Raw genomic sequence first — 18,680 nt, forward strand, 5'->3', positions numbered from 1 at the left:
CACATCATGGATCGCTCACTTCTCACCAGTCGGCCGAACGGGCTGTAGCCCTTCACGTTCGCGAAGCCCGTAGCGGCCACTGGCGAACATCCATCACCGGATTTTTGTTGCTATCCCGCCACCGGCAGTACACTGATAGTGTTACCGCCAGTCGCTGGATTGATTGCTCGGGTTTTCCCATAGCAAAGCCCGTACCAGACCGCCCGCCAAAGCGATTCAAAGACAGGTCAATAGCAAAACTTGTAACCTTGCGACATCTTCTTAACTGATCAACCAGACGCGCACTCACATCTCGCACTCAATGAGAGCGCACGCACAAAAATGGAGCGAACATGACCGAGCCCCTGATTCTTCAACCCGTCAAGCCAGCAGACGCCTGCGTTATCTGGCTGCACGGCCTGGGCGCCGACCGTTATGACTTCCTGCCAGTGGCCGAAGCGCTGCAGGAAACCCTGTTGAGCACCCGCTTTGTTTTACCCCAGGCACCCACGCGCGCGGTCACCATTAATGGTGGCTACGAGATGCCAAGCTGGTACGACATATTGGCCATGAGCCCGGCCCGGGCAATCAGCCGCGAGCAGCTGGATGAGTCAGCAAAACGGGTTCTGGACTTGATCGAAACTGAGCGCGCCAGCGGAATAGACGCCTCGCGAATTTTTCTCGCCGGTTTTTCCCAGGGCGGTGCCGTGGTGTTGCACGCGGCCTTCCTGAAATGGCAAGGCCCGCTGGGTGGCGTACTTGCCCTCTCCACCTACGCTCCGACGTTCAGCGACGCGCTGGACATTTCCGCCAGCCAGCAGCGTATTCCCGTGCTGTGCCTGCACGGCCAGTACGATGACGTGGTGCAAAATTCGATGGGGCGCAGTGCCTACGAGCACTTGAAGGCCCATGGTGTCACCGTGACATGGCAGGAATACCCAATGGGCCACGAAGTGTTACCCGAAGAGATCAGCGATATCGGCGCCTGGCTGACCGAACGCCTACGCTAAACAGACTCTGTAAAAGCTGCCTTTGATCATCACACTACGCCGCGCCCGATTCTTGCATTACACTGGCCGGCGTACATTCCTTAATCAATTGATGAGATGACCGTGCTCAAAGCACTCAAGAAAATGTTCGGTAAAAGCGAGACTGAGCAGCTCGCGCCAGCCTCCAGCGCTCCGTCTCACTCACCCAGCCACCGCGCCGACGGTAATCAGTCTGGCCGGACCGCCACCGCAGCGGTACCCAAGCACGAGCCGATGACCCCGCAGGCTGCCCCTACTGTCGAGGTAACAGCCGACGAGCCGCCGCGCAGCGAAGCCCCCAAGCCTGCCAGGCCGCGTCGCGAACCCAAGCCCAAGGCACCGGTTATTCCCTGGAAACTCGAAGACTTCGTCGTCGAACCCCAGGAAGGCAAAACCCGTTTCCACGATTTCAAACTCGCCCCTGAACTGATGCACGCCATCCAGGACCTGGGCTTCCCGTATTGCACGCCGATCCAGGCGCAGGTGCTGGGCTTTACCCTCGCTGGCAAGGATGCCATCGGCCGCGCCCAGACCGGCACCGGCAAGACCGCTGCGTTCCTGATCTCGATCATCACCCAGTTGCTGCAAACCCCGCCGCCCAAAGAGCGCTACATGGGCGAGCCACGGGCGTTGATCATCGCGCCAACCCGGGAACTGGTGGTGCAGATTGCCAAGGACGCCGCTGACCTGACCAAGTACACCGGACTCAATGTCATGACGTTCGTCGGCGGCATGGACTTCGACAAGCAGCTCAAGCATCTCGAAGCCCGTCACTGCGACATCCTCGTGGCCACGCCCGGCCGTCTGCTGGACTTCAACCAGCGCGGCGACGTGCACCTGGACATGGTCGAAGTCATGGTCCTGGACGAAGCCGACCGCATGCTCGACATGGGCTTCATCCCGCAGGTGCGGCAGATCATTCGCCAGACCCCGCCGAAGAACGAGCGTCAGACGCTGCTGTTCTCCGCGACCTTCACCGAAGACGTGATGAACCTGGCCAAGCAATGGACCACCGAGCCATCGATCGTCGAGATCGAGTCGCAGAACGTCGCCAGCGAAAACGTCGAGCAGCACATCTACGCCGTTGCCGGTGCCGACAAATACAAACTGCTCTACAACCTGGTCAACGACAACGGCTGGGAGCGGGTGATGGTGTTCGCCAACCGCAAGGACGAAGTGCGTCGCATCGAAGAACGGCTGGTGCGTGATGGCGTCAACGCCGCGCAGTTGTCCGGTGACGTACCGCAGCACAAGCGCATCAAGACGCTGGAAGGCTTCCGCGAAGGCAAGATCCGCGTGCTGGTCGCCACCGATGTTGCCGGTCGCGGCATTCACATTGACGGTATCAGCCACGTGATCAACTTCACCCTGCCGGAAATGCCGGACGACTACGTGCATCGTATCGGCCGCACCGGACGTGCGGGCGCCGATGGCGTGTCCATCAGCTTCGCCGGTGAAGACGACTCTTACCAGTTGCCGTCCATCGAGGCGCTGCTGGGTCGCAAGATCAGCTGCGAGACGCCGCCGACCCATTTGTTGCGGGCGGTTGAGCGTAAGCGCCCGTAAATACGGGCCGCAGTAGAAGAGGCGCAGCCGGCAACGGACTGCGCTTTTTTTTGCCTGGTTTTTTCTCGAACGGAGCTTGTCGGAATAAACTAAAAGTCCATAATAGACAAAATAGTTCATATGCAGTCTCCGGAGCCGTTCATGTCCAGCACGCCTTACGTGATCACCCAACCTCAAGCACGCGAGTTGCTCGATCAAATCGACGTGCCGCAGATCCTGCGCAAACTGTTCCGTGACCTGGCCGCAGGGTACGCGGTGCAACCGGCGCAGCAACTGGTTGAATTTCCCCAAGGCGCTGGCGACTTCATCAACTACTTGGGTGTGCTGGCCGAAGATGGCGTTTATGGGGTCAAGACTTCGCCTTACATCGTGCGCGAGCAAGGCCCGCTGGTGACGGCATGGACGCTGCTGATGTCGATGCAGACCGGTCAACCGCTGTTGCTCTGTGATGCCGGTGAACTGACCACGGCACGTACGGCGGCGACCACCGCCGTGGCGGTCGATGCCCTGGCGCCGCCAAAAGCACAGCGCCTGGCAATTATCGGCAGCGGCAAGGTGGCCCAGGCGCACCTGCATTACGTGAAGGGCCTGCGTGACTGGCAGAGCATCAACCTGTATTCCCCGAGCCTGGACGGTCTTGACGCTGAAGCGAAGGCACGGCTCACAGGGCTTGATCCGCGCCTGACGCTGGTTTCCAGTCGCGAAGCGGCCGTCCTGGACGCTGACGTGATCCTGCTGTGCACCTCCTCCGCCGGCCCGGTCATCGACCCGTCCACCTTGAGCAAACCGGCCCTGATCACCTCCATCAGCACCAATGCGCCACGGGCTCACGAAGTGCCGCCGCACAGCCTCAACGCCATGCAGGTGTTCTGCGACTATCGCGTGACCACGCCCGGTTCGGCCGGCGAGATGCTGATTGCCGGCGAACAGCATGGCTGGGACAAGGACAGTATCGTCGGCGACCTGTGCGAGCTGATGAGCGAAAAAGTGCAGCGTCCGGCCTACGATCGCCACGTGTTCTTCCGCTCGATCGGTCTGGGCCTGGAAGACATCGCGCTGGCCAATGCCATCTACCGCCTACAGCACTAACACCACCAACCCCTGTAGGAGCTGCCGAAGGCTGCGATCTTTTGATCTTGACCTGGTAAAAGCAAGATCAAAAGATCGCAGCCTGCGGCAGCTCCTACACAGGGGGGTATCAATAACATTGGCATTTGCGCCCATCAGGAGACGTTCATGAGCCAGGCAGACTTCATCATCATCGGCGGCGGCATTGCCGGCGCTTCCACCGGTTTCTGGCTGTCGCAGCACGCGCGGGTGATTGTGCTCGAACGCGAATCCCATCCGGGCTACCACTCCACCGGCCGTTCCGCGGCGTTGTACACCGCCGCTTACGGCACACCACAGGTTCGGGCTTTGACCCAGGCCAGCCGGGATTTCTTCGACGCACCACCGCCAGGCTTCTGCGAACATCCACTGCTCACCCCGCGCGGCGAGATGACGGTGGACTTCAGCGGCGACCCTGCCGAACTGCAGAACCAGTACCTGAGCGCCAAGGCCACAGTGCCGCAAATGCAGCTGCTTAGCGCCGAGGAAGCGTGCGTGCGCCTGCCGATCTTGCGCCGGGAAAAAGTTCATGGCGCCATCTATGACCCGACCGCCAGCGACATTGATACCGATGCGCTGCATCAGGGCTACCTGCGCGGAATCCGCCGCAACCAGGGCCAGGTCCTGACCGATACTCAGGTGGTGAGCCTGAGCCGGGATGCCGAGGGCATCTGGCAGGTGCAAACCGACGGCCAAACCTTTAGCGCCCCGGTCATCATCAATGCGGCAGGCGCCTGGGCGGACAAAATCGGCGCCCTCGCTGGCGCGCAGCCATTGGGCCTGCAACCCAAGCGCCGCGCGGCGTTCATCTTTGCCGGCCCCGAAGGCGTGGACATCCACCACTGGCCGATGCTGGTCAGCCTGGATGAATCCTTCTACATGAAGCCCGACGCCGGGATGTTTCTCGGCTCGCCAGCCAATGCCGACCCGGTCGAACCCCATGATGTGCAACCCGAAGAGCTGGACATTGCCATGGGCATCTACCAGATCGAGGAGGCGACCACCCTGACCATCCGCCGCCCGACCCGCACCTGGGCGGGCTTGCGCAGTTTTGTCAGCGACGGCGATTTGCTGTCCGGCTTCGATCCGCAAGTACCTGGACTGTTCTGGGTGGCGGCTCAAGGCGGTTACGGGATTCAGACCTCTCCGGCGATGGGCCAGGCCAGCGCTGCACTGGTGCGCGGCGAGGCCCTGCCGGAAGCCCTGTCGAAATTCGGCCTGAATGCCGCCATGCTCGCCCCCGCCCGCCTGAACCAACAGGGGTAGTCAGGTGACGTCCACTCCCGTTTGCTGCAAACTTCCAGCGCCCTGCCTTATGGGCGCTGACGTCGCGCGGAGCACCACTGAATGAACGCCCCCGAGAAAGATCCGGCCCTGGATAACTACCGAGCCATCAGTGACGCGATTGCGACGCTGTTCTTTCCCCATGCCGAAGTGGTGCTGCACGATCTGCGCACGCAGAAAGTCGACTACATCGCCAACAACCTGTCGAAACGCGAAATCGGCGACGATTCCTCGCTGGAAGACATGCTCAGTGAAGAGGTCAGCGAACGAAACATCGGGCCGTATGAAAAGCTCAATTGGGATGGTCAGAAAATTCGCAGCCTGAGCAGCGTGTTGCGTGACAGCGCTGGTCATCCTTTGGCGGTGCTGTGCATCAATCTGAATATTTCGTTGTTCGAAAACGCCAAGGCGGCGCTGGATCTGTTCCTGTCGCCGAGCAAGCTGATACCGCAACCGGACTCACTGTTCCGTGATGACTGGCAGGAGCGGATCAACACCTTCCTCCATGCCTGGCTGCGCGAGCGACAGCTGAGCCTGAGCATGCTGACCCGCGACCACAAACGCGAACTGGTCCTGGCCCTGCACGCCGAAGGCGCCTTCAAAGGCAAAAGCGCCTCCAACTATGTGGCCAATGTCCTGAACATGGGACGGGCGACGGTTTACAAACATTTGAAGGAACTGAAGGGCTGAGCTGACTCTCCCGGGGCCGGCTTGCAAGGGTGACTGTACAGGCCTCATCGCGGGCAATCAGCTACACCTTTGCAATCCGTCCGTGCAAAAGGTGCGGTGGTTATTCCAGCGCGGATGCCGGCCCGAAGAACTCGTAGCGGCTTTGCTTCTCCGGCACACCCAACGCCTTGAGATGGCGCTTGACCGCCGCCATGAAACCCTTGGGCCCAAGGAAATAGGCATCCAGATCGCGTTCCTGCGGCAACCACTCGCCTAACTGTTCCTGGCTCAACAACCCCACCTTGTGCGCCGCCGGGCTCACGCCGTCATCTTCGGCATAGCAGTAGAACCGCTTGAGCTGCGGATGACGTTCGGCAAGCCCGTCGATCCAGTCACGAAACGCATGGACGCTGCCATTGCGCGCGCAGTGGATGAAGTGCACCGGACGCTCAGTTGCCAGCGCCGCCTCCAGCATCGCCAGGGTCGGGGTAATCCCAACGCCGCCACTGATCAGCACCAGGGGTTTGTCACTGGCACTGAGGGTGAATTCACCCGATGGCGGAAACAGCTGGATGGACGCACCGACGTGCAGTTGATCGTGCAGGTGGTTGGAGGCGCGACCGCCGTGCTCACGCTTGACGCTGATGCGGTATTGGCCCTTGGTCAATGCCGACAGTGAATAGTTACGGCGAATTTCTTCACCATCGAGTACCAGTTTCATGCCGATGTACTGGCCAGGCTCCGCTGCCAGGATCGGGCCCTTATCGGCAGGCTCGAAGTAGAACGAAATGATCTCCGCACTCTCCTCGACCTTGGCCGCCACGATGAACTCCCGCGCGCCACGCCAGCCGCCAGGCGCCTGCTCCTTCTGGTCGTAGATGCTTTTTTCCGCGCCGATCAGGATATCGGCCAGTTGACCGTAGGCGGCGCCCCAGGCGGCCATCACTTCAGGCGTGGCGATCTCGTCACCCAACACTTCGCAAATGGCACGCAGCAAACAGCTGCCAACGATCGGGTAATGCTCCGGCAGGATTTGCAAGGCCACGTGCTTGTTGATGATCTTGGCCACCAGATCGCCCAACTGGTCGAGTTGATCGATGTGACGTGCATACATCAGCACACCGTTGGCCAAGGCACGCGGCTGATCTCCACTGGCCTGGTGGGCCTGGTTGAACAAAGGGCGCACTTCAGGGTATTCGGAGAGCATCATCCGGTAGAAATGGGTAATTAATGCTTCGCCACCGCTTTCCAGCAACGGCACGGTGGATTTGACGATTGCACGATCTTGAGCGCTCAGCATAAGGTGACTCCTGGGTTTCTATTCGTTTTTCCTTACGTATCAGTTTTCATGCCAGATTTAATCTCCATATAAATCAATAACTTGTGAACAACATAGTCATTTAGACCTGATTTGATTTATAGTCATATCGACTATATGGAGTCACTATGACTGCAAAATCCTTGCTCACCACGCTGCTCCCGCTGGTCTCTGACCTGTCCCGCGAGCTCCCGGAGGGCGAGCGTTATCGACGCCTGCTCGAAGCCATGCGCGCCCTGCTGCCGTGCGATGCCGCAGCCCTACTGCGCATCGATGGCGAATGGTTGGTGCCCCTGGCAGTCGACGGCCTGAGCACCGATACCCTGGGGCGGCGCTTTAAAATCAGCGAGCATCCGCGCTTCGAAGCGCTGCTCAGCAGTCCGGGCCCCACCCGGTTTGCCGCCGATAGCGAGTTGCCAGACCCCTACGATGGGCTGGTCGATGGCCTGCATGAGCATCTGGAAGTCCATGACTGCATGGGCTGCCCGTTGTTTATCGACGAACGCCCCTGGGGCCTGCTGACGCTCGATGCCCTCGATCCGCAACGCTTCGAACCGATTGAGCTGGATGCACTGCAAGCGTTCGCCAGCCTGGCGGCGGCCACGGTCAATGCAGCCGAACGGATCGAGCGCCTGGCCAACAGGGCCGAAGACGAGCATCAGCGCGCCGAGGTTTATCGCCAGGCGAGCGGCCAGCAGAACCGCGAGATGATCGGCCAGAGCAAGGCGCTCAAACGCCTGGTTGAAGAAATCGACCTGGTGGGCAGCAGCGACCTCACCGTACTGATCACTGGCGAAACCGGGGTCGGCAAGGAACTGGTGGCCCAGGCCATCCACGCCGCGTCCGCCCGCGCCGACAAACCGATCATCAGCCTCAACTGCGCCGCCCTGCCCGACACCCTGGTGGAAAGCGAGCTGTTCGGCCACGTGCGCGGCGCCTTCACCGGCGCCACCAATGACCGGCGCGGAAAATTCGAACTGGCCAATGGCGGCACGCTGTTTCTCGACGAAGTGGGCGAGCTGTCGCTGACTGTGCAGGCCAAACTGCTGCGCGTGCTGCAAAGCGGCCAGCTGCAACGGTTGGGGTCGGACAAGGAACACCAGGTGAACGTGCGCTTGATTGCCGCAACCAACCGCGACCTGGCCGAGGAAGTGCGCAGTGGTCGCTATCGTGCCGATTTTTATCACCGGCTGAGCGTCTATCCCCTGCTGGTGCCGGCGCTGCGCGACCGCGGGCGCGATGTACTGTTGCTCAGCGGATACTTCCTTGAGCAGAACCGCTCACGCATGGGCCTCAACAGCCTGCGCTTGAGCAGCGATGCCCAAGCCGCGTTGCTGGCCTACAACTGGCCGGGCAACGTGCGGGAGTTGGAGCACCTGATTGGCCGCAGCGCCCTGAAGGCGCTGGGACACTGCAAGGAGCGGCCGAAGATTCTCACCTTGAGCGCGGCGGATCTGGACCTGCCCAATGGCAACGTCCAAGCAGTGCCAGAGCAACCCGCCGGTGCAGCAGTGGCACCGGTGTCAGGCGACCTGCGTGAAGCAACCGAAAATTATCAGCGACAACTGATCAGCGCTTGCCTGGAACGCCACCACGACAATTGGGCCAGCGCGGCGCGGGAGCTGGGCCTGGACCGGGCGAATCTTGGACGCATGGCCAAGCGCCTCGGCATGAAGTAACCAAGGATCGTTCGATCTTTTGATCAATCGAACATCGATTGAATGCTAAAGCCTGCCCCCGACAAGTCGATAACCCGGCATCGATAGTTGTTGGCGGTCCCCGGCCCGCCCATCACCTTTCTCCACAGAAGGTTTTTATGTCCTCCACCAAAGCCCGCGCAGACTCACTCTCGCTTCTGCTATTTACCTTGCGCAGCGGCAAGCTGATGGCGATTAACCTGCTGAAAGTCAGTGAAATCATCCCCTGCCCGCCGCTGACCAAAATGCCGGAGTCACACCCACACGTCAAAGGCATCGCCAGCCTGCGCGGAATGTCGTTGTCGGTGATCGACCTCAGCCGAGCCATTGGCGAACGACCGCTGGAAGACCCCAACGGTGGTTGCCTGATCGTCACCGATGTCAGCCGCTCCAAACAGGGTCTGCACGTGCAGGCAGTGAGCAAGATCGTCCACTGCCTGACCACCGATATCCGCCCACCGCCCTACGGCTCTGGCGGCTCGCGCTCGTACATTACCGGGGTCACCTCGGTCGATGGCACGCTGGTGCAGGTGCTGGATATCGAAAAGGTCATCCACGGCATTGCCCCGGCCCAGATCGAATCGGCACCGACCGAACTCAGCATGGAAGACGCCGACATACTCGGCAACGCGCGGATCCTGGTGGTCGATGACAGCCAGACCGCATTGCAGCAATCGGTGCACACCCTGCGCAACCTCGGCCTGCAATGCCACACCGCCCGCAGCGCCAAGGAGGCCATCGATTGCCTGCTGGACTTGCAAGGCACCGAACAGCAGATCAACCTGATCGTTTCAGACATCGAAATGTCGGAGATGGACGGCTATGCCTTTACCCGGACCTTGCGTGAAACCCCGGATTTCTCCCACCTCTATGTGTTGCTCCACACGTCTCTGGACAGTGCGATGAACAGCGAAAAGGCGCGTCTTGCCGGCGCCAACGCCGTATTGACCAAGTTCTCCTCGCCGGAACTGACCAGGTGCCTGATCGAAGCCGCCAAGACCGTTGCAGAACAGGGTCATTAAGGTGTGAGCGAGGATTTCTGTTTTCTGATGCGGCGCAACCTCGCTGCAGCGGTGCCCGCGATCACTTGGCCGCCGGGTATTGTCCTCAGCCAGTACCGCCCGGACCGGGCTGAAGCCGTTCATCGCTTGATGCAACAGGGTTATCTGCACGGTGGCGGTCGTGTGCCGGTACTGGATACCTGGCAACGGCGTTTTGAAACCGATCCCGAGTACGACCCGTCCCTGTGCTTCATCGCGCTGGACGATGAAGGGATTGTGGGTGTCTGCCAGTGCTGGACGAGTGCCTACATCAAAAACCTGGTGGTGCATCCGCGGGCCCAGGGCCGAGGTGTAGGCCGGGCACTGCTGCTCCATGCCTTCAACATATTCCAGCAAAGGCGCGAAGGATTTGTTGATTTGAAGGTGCGGGAAGACAACCTGAGGGCGCTGCGGTTGTATGAGCGTGTCGGGATGTATGTGGTCAGGCGCGAACCGGTGCCTGCCTGATATCGCCAGGATCGCAGCCTTCGGCAGCTCCTGCAGACGAACGCAGCCCCCCTGCAGGAGCTGCCGAAGGCTGCGATCTTTAGGCGGTCGGGCAAACTTATCCTGTCGAGGCATACTCCAACCTCGGACAACCCATGCCCCAGGATCCCGGAACCCATGAAAGCGATCACCCTGACCTTCATCTGCCTCGGCGCCCTCGCCACCCAGGCCCAGGCTTCCAGCTCAGACGCCTGGGCCGCCTTCGACAAGGCCGTGCTCACCAGTTGCACCAAGGCCAGCGGCCTGAAGAACACCAAACCGGTCGGTAACGCCGCTCAATTCGATGACCGGGTCGAGTACACCGCACTGCTGCTGCAAGGCCAGTACCCGCAAAAACACATGAAAGGCCAGCAAGGCACCGAGCTGTGCCTCTACAACAAGAAAAGCAAAACAGCCTATGTCACCGAATGGGATTCCATCCGCCCGCCGGCCAAAAACCGGTGAATGGCGCATAACTTGCTTCCAGGCAGGCCTGCGCGGTGATTTTCCGTCACCGCTTGACTGCCTTCGGATGCGACTGACTGCTCAATGAATACGACGTTTTCCTGCGTAGGTTGTGGCAAATGCTGCACCGATCACCATGTCCCCCTGACCCTGGATGAAGCCCGCATGTGGGCCGCTGACGGCGGTCAGGTGATCGTGCTGGTCGAGGGTTTTCTCGGTAATGGCCTGGGCCTGCCCGTGCAGCAACGCGAACATGCCGAGCGTCGCTCGGTACAGGTCAGCAGCGGCGAAACCGAGGCGTTCGTGGCCATTACCTTTGCCGCCTACAACCAGGGTCGCTGCCGGAATCTTGACGAAGACAACCTGTGTCGCATCTATGACCGCCGCCCGTTGGTCTGCCGCATCTACCCCATGGAGATCAATCCGCACATCCCGCTCGACATCGCGGTGAAGGAGTGCCCGCCACAATCGTGGGAAAGCGGCCCGGACCTGATCGTCGGCGGCACCCTGGTCGATCAGCCACTGGCCGAGCTGATCCAGCGCTCCCGCCAGGCGGACCGCGACGACGTGCTGGTCAAGGATGCGATGTGCGCGCTATTGGGCATTCGCACCACGGCGTTGAAGGGCGACGGGTTCACTGCGTACCTGCCGGACATGGCCGAATTTGCCACGATCTTCGATGAACTGGCCGGCCAGACGCTGCCGGAATGGGCCAGCGAGTGGCTGTTCCATGTGTCAGGCGACGACATCGCCGGCCAGGTGCAAGCCGCCGGTGCCGAGGTGACCAGCGAGACAGCGCAGAACTATGCGTTTATTTCGTTGCGGGCGGCCTGATCTGAAAACCTGTCGCGGCCAAGCCCGCCCCTGTGGAAACGAGCCTGCTCGCGATGGCGGTGCACGCATCAGCAATTAGCCTGAAGCCTAGCGCTTACCCATCGAACGACGGGTACCCGGGGGCGCAGCGCCTGGGGTCTTGGTATGGCCATTCTTCGCGCCATTCTTGTACCAGGGCTGGCTGGCGTTTTTTGCCGCAGACAGCTCACCTGGCTTGAACGGGAACTTGAAGGCCGGGATTGCAGTTTTGGTTTCGCTGTCTGCGTTGGAGTCGACGCTGTCTGGCAGGTCTGCCGGGGCGTCGCTCGAAGCGTCGGCAACCGGCGGTTGTGTCGGGGAAGTCATGAAAGCTCCGGGTGATGCAAAAGAGTCGGGCCCGGTCACCGGGCCGCGAAAGGCGGCAGTATACCTGCCCGGCCGACCCGCGCACGCGCACCTTCGGTCGGCGCTGCAAGAATTTTCAACGTCTGCTGACAACCGCTGCCTACGGGTAGATGACGGTGCCTCTTACAGGCTTGGCGGCCAAACTGACAGCGCTGTCAGTTGGCAGTCACTTTGCTGACGGTGTAACAGGGCTATAAGGGAGGTATAAATCTCCCTCCCCTTTCGATCTTCTGCCCGGCGCCCACTCGCATGCGAATCCAGAAAAAGACCGCCCTGCTCGCCACCCTTCTGATCGCGCTGATGGCGCTGGGCATCTGGTACCTGAGCAAGCCAGCCACGGCGAAACTGGCCACGCCGACCGCCATTCCCGTTCGCGTAGTGAACGTCGCTGAAAAAGATGTTCCGCGCTTTGTCAGCGGCATTGGTTCGGTGCTGTCCCTGCACAGTGTGGTGGTGCGTCCGCAGATCGATGGTGTGCTCACCAAGTTGCTGGTCAAGGAAGGACAATTGGTGAAAGCAGGCGACCTGCTCGCCACCATCGATGACCGCACGATTCGCGCCAACCTTGATCAGGCCCGCGCGCAATTGGGTGAAAGCCAGGCGCAGTTGCAGGTGGCACAGGTCAACCTCAAGCGCTACAAATTGCTCAGCGTCGATGATGGCGTGTCGAAGCAGACCTATGATCAGCAGCAGGCGCTGGTCAATCAGCTCAAGGCCACGGCCCAAGGTAATCAGGCCTCGATCGATGCGGCGCAAGTACAACTTTCCTACACGCAGATTCGCTCCCCGGTCACCGGTCGAGTGGGTATTCGCACGGTAGACGAAGGTAATGTGCTGCGCATGACCGATACGCAGGGGCTGTTCACGGTGACCCAGATCGACCCGATTGCGGTGGAATTCTCCCTGCCCCAGCAAATGCTGCCGACCCTGCAAGGCCTGATCAACGACCCCGAGCATGCACAGGTATCAGCCTACATCGGTGCCGACACCGACGGCGAGACCGGCAACCTGCTGGGCGAGGGGCATCTGACCCTGATCGACAATCAGATCAACGCGAACACCGGGACCATCCGCGCCAAGGCCGAATTCAACAATCCCGGACAAAAACTTTGGCCCGGCCTGCTGGTGACGGTAAAAATCCAGACAGCCCTGGACAAGGCTGCGCTGGTAGTTCCACCCACGGTCGTACAACGCGGGCTTGATCAACATTTCGTGTACAGGGTCAAGGGTGACAAGGTCGAGATCGTCCCCGTGCAGATGGTGTATCAAGGCAGCGGGCAGGACATTATCAAGGGCGTGAAGCCCGGCGATGTGCTGGTCAGTGATGGCCAGTCCCGGCTCAAGCCCGGCTCCACGGTGCAGGTGCTGACCGAGCCGCCGCAGGTCGTGCAGTCGGGGCCCAAGTCATGAAAGGCCACGGTTCGGTTTCCGCCTGGTGCATCGATCATCCGGTCGCGACGATCCTGCTGACATTCGCCCTGGTGCTGCTCGGGTTGATCGCGTTCCCGAAATTGCCGATCGCGCCCCTGCCGGAAGCCGAATTTCCCACCATCCAGGTGGCTGCGCAATTGCCCGGGGCCAGCCCGGAGACCATGGCTTCATCGGTGGCCACGCCACTTGAAGTGCAATTCAGCGCCATCCCCGGCGTGACCCAGATGACTTCGAGCAGCGCCCTGGGCTCGACCAACCTGACCCTGCAGTTCACCCTCGACAAAAGCATCGACACCGCCGCCCAGGAAGTTCAGGCGGCGATCAACACGGCCTCAGGCAAACTGCCCAAGGACATGCCTAACCTGCCGACCTGGCGCAAGGTCAACCCGGCCGACAGCCCGGTGCTGATCCTCAGCATCAATTCGACCCTGCTGCCCGGCCCGGAACTCAGTGACCTGGTGGAAACCCTGCTGGCACGGCAGATCAGTCAGATCGACGGTGTAGGCCAAATCAACATTACCGGTCAGCAGCGTCCAGCCATCCGCGTCCAGGCTTCCGCCGACAAGCTCGCAGCGATCGGCCTGACCCTGGCCGACATCCGCCTGGCCATCCAGCAGACCAGCCTCAACCTGGCCAAGGGTGCGCTGTATGGCGAATCAAGCATCTCGACCCTGTCGACCAACGATCAGCTGTTCCACCCCGAGGAATACGGCCAACTCATTGTTTCCTACACGGACGGTGCCCCGGTTCATCTCAAGGACGTGGCCAAGGTCGTCAACGGTTCGGAAGATGCCTACGTGCAGGCCTGGGCCGGTGATCAACCCGGGGTGAACCTGGTGATCTCGCGCCAGCCGGGGGCCAACATTGTCGAAACAGTCGACCGCATCCAGGCCGCGTTGCCCGGCCTGGAGGCCATGTTGCCGGCCTCGGTCCAGGTCAAGGTGCTGATCGACCGCACGCAAACCATCCGTGCGTCGCTGCACGAGGTGGAAATTACCCTGCTGATCGCGATCGCCCTGGTCGTCGCGGTCATGGCGCTGTTCCTGCGCCAGCTCTCCGCAACGTTGATCGTCTCGGCGGTACTGGGGGTTTCGCTGGTCGCCACTTTCGCCCTGATGTACATCATGGGCTTCAGCCTGAATAACCTGACCCTGGTTGCCATCGTGGTGGCCGTGGGGTTTGTGGTCGACGACGCGATTGTGGTGGTGGAGAACATCCACCGTCACCTGGAGGCCGGCGATGGCATGCGCGAGGCGGCGATCAAGGGTGCGGGCGAGATCGGTTTCACCGTGGTCTCGATCAGCTTCTCGCTGGTGGCGGCGTTCATTCCGTTGCTGTTCATGGGCGGCGTGGTCGGGCGGCTGTTCAAGGAGTTCGCCCTGACGGCCACCGCGACTATCATGATTTCGGTCGTGGTGTCGCTGACCCTCGCGCCGACCCTGGCCGCGCTGTTCATGCGCGCGCCGGTGCATCACGCCAACCGCAAGCCGGGGTTCGGCGAGCGCCTGCTGGGGTGGTACGAAAAAGGCCTGCGCCGTGCACTGGCGCATCAGAAGCTGATGATCGGGGTGTTCGGCGTTTCATTGGGCCTGGCCATTGCCGGCTACATATTCATTCCCAAGGGGTTCTTTCCGGTGCAGGACACCGGGTTCGTCCTGGGCACGACCGAAGCCGCCGCGGATATTTCCTACGGTGACATGGTGAAAAAACACCTGGCCATGGCCGAGATAGTCGCCGCCGACCCGGCCGTGCAAGCGTTCTCCCATTCGGTCGGCGTGTCGGGCAGCAACCAGACCATCGCCAACGGCCGGTTCTGGATATCCCTGAAAAAACGCGGCGACCGTGATGTCTCGGCCAGCGAGTTCATCGACCGGATTCGTCCGCAGTTGATGAAGGTCCCCGGCATCGTGCTGTACCTGCGCGCCGGCCAGGACATCAACCTGAGCTCCGGCCCGAGCCGCGCGCAGTATCAATACGTGCTCAAGAGCAACGACGGCGCGACGCTCAGCACCTGGACCCAGCGCCTGACCGACAAGCTGCGCAGCAACCCGGCGTTCCGCGACATTTCCAACGACCTGCAACTGGGCGGCAGCATCACCCATATCAGCATCGACCGCAGCGCCGCCGCGCGTTTCGGCCTGACCGCAAGCGATGTCGACGAAGCGCTGTACGACGCCTTCGGCCAGCGCCAGATCAACGAATTCCAGACCCAGATCAACCAGTACAACGTCATTCTGGAGCTGGATACCCGGCAACGCGGCAAAGCAGAAAGCCTTAACTATTTCTATCTGCGCTCGCCGTTGAGCGGGGAAATGGTGCCCCTTTCGGCCCTCGCCCGATTCGATGCGCCAACGGTGGGCCCGCTGTCCATTGCCCACGATGGCATGTTCCCGGCCGCCAACCTGTCATTCAACCTGGCCCCCGGCGTGGCCTTGGGCGATGCAGTGATCATGCTCAACCAGGCCAAGGCCGAGATCGGCATGCCGGCCGCCATGAGCGGTAATTTCCAGGGCGCAGCCCAGGCCTTCCAGAGTTCGCTGGCCAGCCAGCCGTGGCTGATCCTGGCGGCGCTGGTGGCCGTGTACATCATCCTCGGCGTGCTCTACGAGAGCTTTGTCCACCCGCTGACCATTATCTCGACGCTGCCATCGGCGGGGCTAGGGGCCGTGATCATGCTGTGGATCTGCGGGCAGGACTTTTCGATCATGGCGCTGATCGGCCTGGTACTGCTGATCGGCATCGTGAAGAAAAACGGTATCCTGATGATTGATTTTGCTCTCGATGCCCAGCGCAACCGTGGCCTGACACCGCAAGAAGCCATCTATGAAGCCTGTATCACGCGGTTCCGGCCGATCATCATGACCACCCTCGCCGCACTGCTGGGCGCCTTGCCGTTGATGCTCGGCTACGGCACCGGCGCCGAACTGCGCCAGCCACTGGGGATCGCGGTGGTAGGTGGCCTGCTGGTGAGCCAGGCGCTGACGCTGTTCACCACGCCGGTCATATACTTGTGGCTGGAGCGGCTATTCCATCGACCTGAACCAGCGCCGGTAGCGGCGCTGGCGACCACAGACTGAGGCGGGGTCATGCGCGTCCTGATTATCGAAGACGAAGAAAAAACCGCAGACTACCTGCACCGCGGCCTGACGGAACAAGGCTACACCGTGGACCTGGCGCGCGACGGCGTGGAAGGCCTGCACATGGCGCTGGAAAGTGACTACGCGGTGATCGTCCTCGACGTCATGCTGCCGGGCCTCGACGGCTTTGGCGTCCTGCGGGCGTTGCGTGCGCGCAAGCAAACCCCGGTGATCATGCTGACCGCCCGCGAGCGAGTCGAAGACCGCATCAAGGGCTTGCGCGATGGTGCCGACGACTACCTGGGCAAGCCGTTCTCCTTCCTCGAACTGGTCGCGCGCCTGCAAGCGCTGACCCGCCGCAGTGGCGGACATGAACCCGTGCAGGTGAGCATCGCCGACTTATGGATCGACCTGATCAGCCGCAAGGCGACCCGTGCCGGAACCCGCCTGGAACTGACCGCCAAGGAGTTCTCGCTGCTGAGCGTACTGGCCCGTCGCCAAGGGGAAATTCTCTCGAAGACCGCGATCGCCGAGATGGTCTGGGACATTAATTTCGACAGCGATGCGAACGTCGTCGAGGTCGCGATCAAGCGTCTGCGCGCCAAACTCGACGGGCCTTTCGAGGAGAAATTGCTGCACACCATTCGCGGCATGGGCTACGTGCTGGAGAGCCGTAATGTCCAGTAACTCGATCGCCCTGCGCCTCAGCGGCATGTTCACGCTGGTGGCTTTGCTGGTGTTCCTGTTGATTGGCGGGGCCTTGTACCAGCAGGTCGACAAGGGCCTGGGCCTGCTGCCCGAAGCCGAACTGGATGCGCGCTACAGCGTGCTCGAATCCACCGTCGGACGTTACGGCACGCCAGAGCACTGGGTGAAGATCAACAACAAGCTCAAGCTGCTGGGCGAGGAAGACAAGCGCATACGCTTCTGGATCATCAGCGGCGATCAACACTATGAATACGGCGAGCTCACGCCCCAGATCCGCGCCTTTGCCCAAGGCCCCCTGGGCATGCGCGACCTGAAGCTGCCGGACCAGCCTTATCCACTCAAGGTGTTGGTCAGTCAGTTTCCCGCCAAGGACCAGCGTCCCGCGCTGCGCTTCATGATCGGCATCGACACCGAAACCTTTTTCCAGACGCAGCACCACTTGCTGATCGCCCTGATCAGCCTGGCGATCGTTGGCGTGCTGCTGGCTTCTGCGCTTGGCTATTGGGTGGCACGCATCGGCCTCAAACCCCTGATCAAGTTATCCCAGGAAGCCCAACGCCTGGCGCCGCCACTTCTATCCGGCCGGTTGCAACTGTCGCCGCTGCCGCCGGAGCTGAACCAGTTCGTCAGCTCATTCAATTCAACGCTGGAGCGGGTCGAGCAGGCCTACTCACGCCTTGAGTCCTTCAATGCCGACGTGGCCCATGAATTGCGCTCGCCGCTGACCAACCTGATCGGCCAGACCCAGGTCGCGCTGACTCGCGGAAGGTCGGCGGAACATTACTTCGAAGTGCTGCAATCGAACCTCGAGGAACTGGAGCGACTGCGCTCGATCATCAACGACATGCTGTTCCTGGCCAGTGCCGACCAGGGCAGCAAGGCCACCAAGCTGACTTCGACCTCGCTGGCGGATGAAGTGGCGACCACCCTGGAGTACCTGGATTTCATCCTCGAGGACGCTCAGGTTGAGGTGCAGGTCAGCGGCGACGCGCAGGTGCGAATCGAGATCGCACACCTGCGCCGTGCGCTGATCAACTTGTTGAGTAATGCCGTGCAGCACACCGAGCCCGGGCAGGTGATCCTTGTGCGCATCGAAGCCCAGGCTCATCAGGTCAGCATTGGCGTGGCCAACCCGGGCGCACCGATCGCCAGCGAGCACCTGCCGCGCCTGTTCGAGCGCTTCTACCGGGTTGATGCTTCGCGCAGCAACAGCGGGAACAACCATGGCTTGGGGCTGGCGATCGTCAAGGCCATTGCTTTGATGCATGGCGGGGATGTGTTTGCGCGCAGTGATGAGGGCGTGAATACGTTCGGGATTCACCTGCCCGTCTGATACGCCAGCTGGGCTCTTCCCGCTGAAAATGTACTGCCTGAGCCGCCGCAATCGCGAGCAGGGTCATTCCCACAGGGGTTTTCTCCAAAACGTTGAAATCAATTGTGGGAGCGAGCCTGCTCGCGATGCAGGCACGGCAGTCCAACGGTAACAGGCACACGCCAGGCAGCGGCCTATTTTTGCCCAATGCGCAACAGTCCTTTCACGAATCCACTCTTTTTCCCCTCCTCGTTCAGCCTTATCTTTGCGCCACCAAACAGCACTTGCCAAGCAA

At 61.2% G+C, this 18,680-nt stretch carries 16 protein-coding genes; 14 read left to right on the top strand and 2 right to left on the bottom strand.

Annotated features, from left to right (window positions below):
• The first annotated feature begins 332 nt into the window (after positions 1 to 332).
• The 5 genes from EQV97_RS18915 (at position 333) to EQV97_RS18935 (ending at position 5,654) form a co-directional block, all read left to right on the top strand.
• Positions 333 to 989, top strand: a complete 657-nt coding sequence (locus EQV97_RS18915) for an alpha/beta fold hydrolase (RefSeq protein WP_122838808.1) — start codon at positions 333 to 335, stop codon at positions 987 to 989.
• A 96-nt stretch (positions 990 to 1,085) separates the two neighbouring features.
• Positions 1,086 to 2,573, top strand: a complete 1,488-nt coding sequence (gene rhlB / locus EQV97_RS18920) for an ATP-dependent RNA helicase RhlB (protein WP_240889501.1) — start codon at positions 1,086 to 1,088, stop codon at positions 2,571 to 2,573.
• A gap of 141 nt (positions 2,574 to 2,714) precedes the next feature.
• Entirely contained in the window at positions 2,715 to 3,662 is a 948-nt protein-coding gene (locus tag EQV97_RS18925; protein WP_240889503.1) for an ornithine cyclodeaminase family protein, read from the top strand.
• A gap of 147 nt (positions 3,663 to 3,809) precedes the next feature.
• Positions 3,810 to 4,946, top strand: a complete 1,137-nt coding sequence (locus tag EQV97_RS18930; protein WP_240889505.1) for an FAD-binding oxidoreductase — start codon at positions 3,810 to 3,812, stop codon at positions 4,944 to 4,946.
• Between the two features lie 81 nt (positions 4,947 to 5,027).
• Complete coding sequence (locus EQV97_RS18935) at positions 5,028 to 5,654, top strand: transcriptional regulator (protein ID WP_122838804.1); 627 nt, start codon at positions 5,028 to 5,030, stop codon at positions 5,652 to 5,654.
• A 100-nt stretch (positions 5,655 to 5,754) separates the two neighbouring features.
• Here the strand turns inward: EQV97_RS18935 and hmpA are convergent, their stop codons facing one another.
• Positions 5,755 to 6,933, bottom strand: coding sequence for an NO-inducible flavohemoprotein (gene hmpA, locus EQV97_RS18940; RefSeq protein WP_122838803.1), 1,179 nt, complete (start codon positions 6,931 to 6,933; stop codon positions 5,755 to 5,757).
• A 146-nt stretch (positions 6,934 to 7,079) separates the two neighbouring features.
• Here hmpA and norR point away from each other — a divergent pair, with 146 nt between their 5' ends.
• From norR to EQV97_RS18965, 5 genes are all read left to right on the top strand, one after another.
• Complete coding sequence (gene norR, locus EQV97_RS18945; RefSeq protein WP_240889507.1) at positions 7,080 to 8,630, top strand: nitric oxide reductase transcriptional regulator NorR; 1,551 nt, start codon at positions 7,080 to 7,082, stop codon at positions 8,628 to 8,630.
• A gap of 137 nt (positions 8,631 to 8,767) precedes the next feature.
• Positions 8,768 to 9,670 carry a chemotaxis protein gene (locus tag EQV97_RS18950; protein ID WP_240889509.1) on the top strand — a complete coding sequence of 301 codons (903 nt, stop codon included), beginning with the start codon at positions 8,768 to 8,770 and terminating at the stop codon, positions 9,668 to 9,670.
• Between the two features lie 27 nt (positions 9,671 to 9,697).
• On the top strand, positions 9,698 to 10,156 hold the full coding sequence (locus EQV97_RS18955) for an N-acetyltransferase (RefSeq protein ID WP_240889511.1): 459 nt from the start codon (positions 9,698 to 9,700) through the stop codon (positions 10,154 to 10,156).
• A gap of 156 nt (positions 10,157 to 10,312) precedes the next feature.
• Positions 10,313 to 10,639: a hypothetical protein gene (locus EQV97_RS18960; RefSeq protein ID WP_122838800.1), complete on the top strand. Its 327-nt coding sequence runs from the start codon at positions 10,313 to 10,315 to the stop codon at positions 10,637 to 10,639.
• An 84-nt stretch (positions 10,640 to 10,723) separates the two neighbouring features.
• Positions 10,724 to 11,473 (top strand): YkgJ family cysteine cluster protein, encoded by a 750-nt coding sequence (locus EQV97_RS18965; RefSeq protein ID WP_122838799.1) that lies wholly within the window; start codon positions 10,724 to 10,726, stop codon positions 11,471 to 11,473.
• An 87-nt stretch (positions 11,474 to 11,560) separates the two neighbouring features.
• On the opposite strand, the gene EQV97_RS18970 is transcribed toward EQV97_RS18965, so the two are convergent.
• Positions 11,561 to 11,818 carry a hypothetical protein gene (locus tag EQV97_RS18970; RefSeq protein WP_122838798.1) on the bottom strand — a complete coding sequence of 86 codons (258 nt, stop codon included), beginning with the start codon at positions 11,816 to 11,818 and terminating at the stop codon, positions 11,561 to 11,563.
• A 288-nt stretch (positions 11,819 to 12,106) separates the two neighbouring features.
• Between EQV97_RS18970 and EQV97_RS18975 the strand changes: the two genes are divergently transcribed.
• From EQV97_RS18975 to EQV97_RS18990, 4 genes are read left to right on the top strand one after another with little or no spacing between them, the layout of a single operon-like run.
• Positions 12,107 to 13,267: an efflux RND transporter periplasmic adaptor subunit gene (locus tag EQV97_RS18975; RefSeq protein WP_240889514.1), complete on the top strand. Its 1,161-nt coding sequence runs from the start codon at positions 12,107 to 12,109 to the stop codon at positions 13,265 to 13,267.
• Complete coding sequence (locus EQV97_RS18980) at positions 13,264 to 16,365, top strand: multidrug efflux RND transporter permease subunit (protein WP_240889516.1); 3,102 nt, start codon at positions 13,264 to 13,266, stop codon at positions 16,363 to 16,365. Before EQV97_RS18975 ends, EQV97_RS18980 begins: the two co-directional genes overlap by 4 nt.
• A gap of 9 nt (positions 16,366 to 16,374) precedes the next feature.
• Positions 16,375 to 17,052: a heavy metal response regulator transcription factor gene (locus tag EQV97_RS18985; protein WP_240889517.1), complete on the top strand. Its 678-nt coding sequence runs from the start codon at positions 16,375 to 16,377 to the stop codon at positions 17,050 to 17,052.
• On the top strand, positions 17,042 to 18,406 hold the full coding sequence (locus EQV97_RS18990) for a heavy metal sensor histidine kinase (RefSeq protein WP_122838794.1): 1,365 nt from the start codon (positions 17,042 to 17,044) through the stop codon (positions 18,404 to 18,406). The genes EQV97_RS18985 and EQV97_RS18990 overlap by 11 nt, the downstream gene beginning before the upstream one ends.
• The last annotated feature ends 274 nt before the right edge of the window (positions 18,407 to 18,680 follow it).

The sequence above is a fragment of the Pseudomonas sp. TMW22090 genome, assembly GCF_022496665.1.
In the GTDB taxonomy this organism is placed as follows: domain Bacteria; phylum Pseudomonadota; class Gammaproteobacteria; order Pseudomonadales; family Pseudomonadaceae; genus Aquipseudomonas; species Aquipseudomonas gregormendelii.

What these genes read in the sequence shown, in the direction of transcription:
- hmpA (WP_122838803.1), bottom strand. Translation starts at nt 6,933, where the DNA reads ATGCTGAGCGCTCAAGATCGTGCAATCGTCAAATCCACCGTGCCGTTG.
- EQV97_RS18955 (WP_240889511.1), top strand. Translation starts at nt 9,698, where the DNA reads ATGCGGCGCAACCTCGCTGCAGCGGTGCCCGCGATCACTTGGCCGCCG.
- rhlB (WP_240889501.1), top strand. Translation starts at nt 1,086, where the DNA reads ATGACCGTGCTCAAAGCACTCAAGAAAATGTTCGGTAAAAGCGAGACT.
- EQV97_RS18985 (WP_240889517.1), top strand. Translation starts at nt 16,375, where the DNA reads ATGCGCGTCCTGATTATCGAAGACGAAGAAAAAACCGCAGACTACCTG.
- EQV97_RS18915 (WP_122838808.1), top strand. Translation starts at nt 333, where the DNA reads ATGACCGAGCCCCTGATTCTTCAACCCGTCAAGCCAGCAGACGCCTGC.
- EQV97_RS18950 (WP_240889509.1), top strand. Translation starts at nt 8,768, where the DNA reads ATGTCCTCCACCAAAGCCCGCGCAGACTCACTCTCGCTTCTGCTATTT.
- EQV97_RS18990 (WP_122838794.1), top strand. Translation starts at nt 17,042, where the DNA reads ATGTCCAGTAACTCGATCGCCCTGCGCCTCAGCGGCATGTTCACGCTG.
- EQV97_RS18970 (WP_122838798.1), bottom strand. Translation starts at nt 11,818, where the DNA reads ATGACTTCCCCGACACAACCGCCGGTTGCCGACGCTTCGAGCGACGCC.
- EQV97_RS18930 (WP_240889505.1), top strand. Translation starts at nt 3,810, where the DNA reads ATGAGCCAGGCAGACTTCATCATCATCGGCGGCGGCATTGCCGGCGCT.
- EQV97_RS18935 (WP_122838804.1), top strand. Translation starts at nt 5,028, where the DNA reads ATGAACGCCCCCGAGAAAGATCCGGCCCTGGATAACTACCGAGCCATC.
- EQV97_RS18965 (WP_122838799.1), top strand. Translation starts at nt 10,724, where the DNA reads ATGAATACGACGTTTTCCTGCGTAGGTTGTGGCAAATGCTGCACCGAT.
- EQV97_RS18980 (WP_240889516.1), top strand. Translation starts at nt 13,264, where the DNA reads ATGAAAGGCCACGGTTCGGTTTCCGCCTGGTGCATCGATCATCCGGTC.
- EQV97_RS18925 (WP_240889503.1), top strand. Translation starts at nt 2,715, where the DNA reads ATGTCCAGCACGCCTTACGTGATCACCCAACCTCAAGCACGCGAGTTG.
- norR (WP_240889507.1), top strand. Translation starts at nt 7,080, where the DNA reads ATGACTGCAAAATCCTTGCTCACCACGCTGCTCCCGCTGGTCTCTGAC.
- EQV97_RS18975 (WP_240889514.1), top strand. Translation starts at nt 12,107, where the DNA reads ATGCGAATCCAGAAAAAGACCGCCCTGCTCGCCACCCTTCTGATCGCG.
- EQV97_RS18960 (WP_122838800.1), top strand. Translation starts at nt 10,313, where the DNA reads ATGAAAGCGATCACCCTGACCTTCATCTGCCTCGGCGCCCTCGCCACC.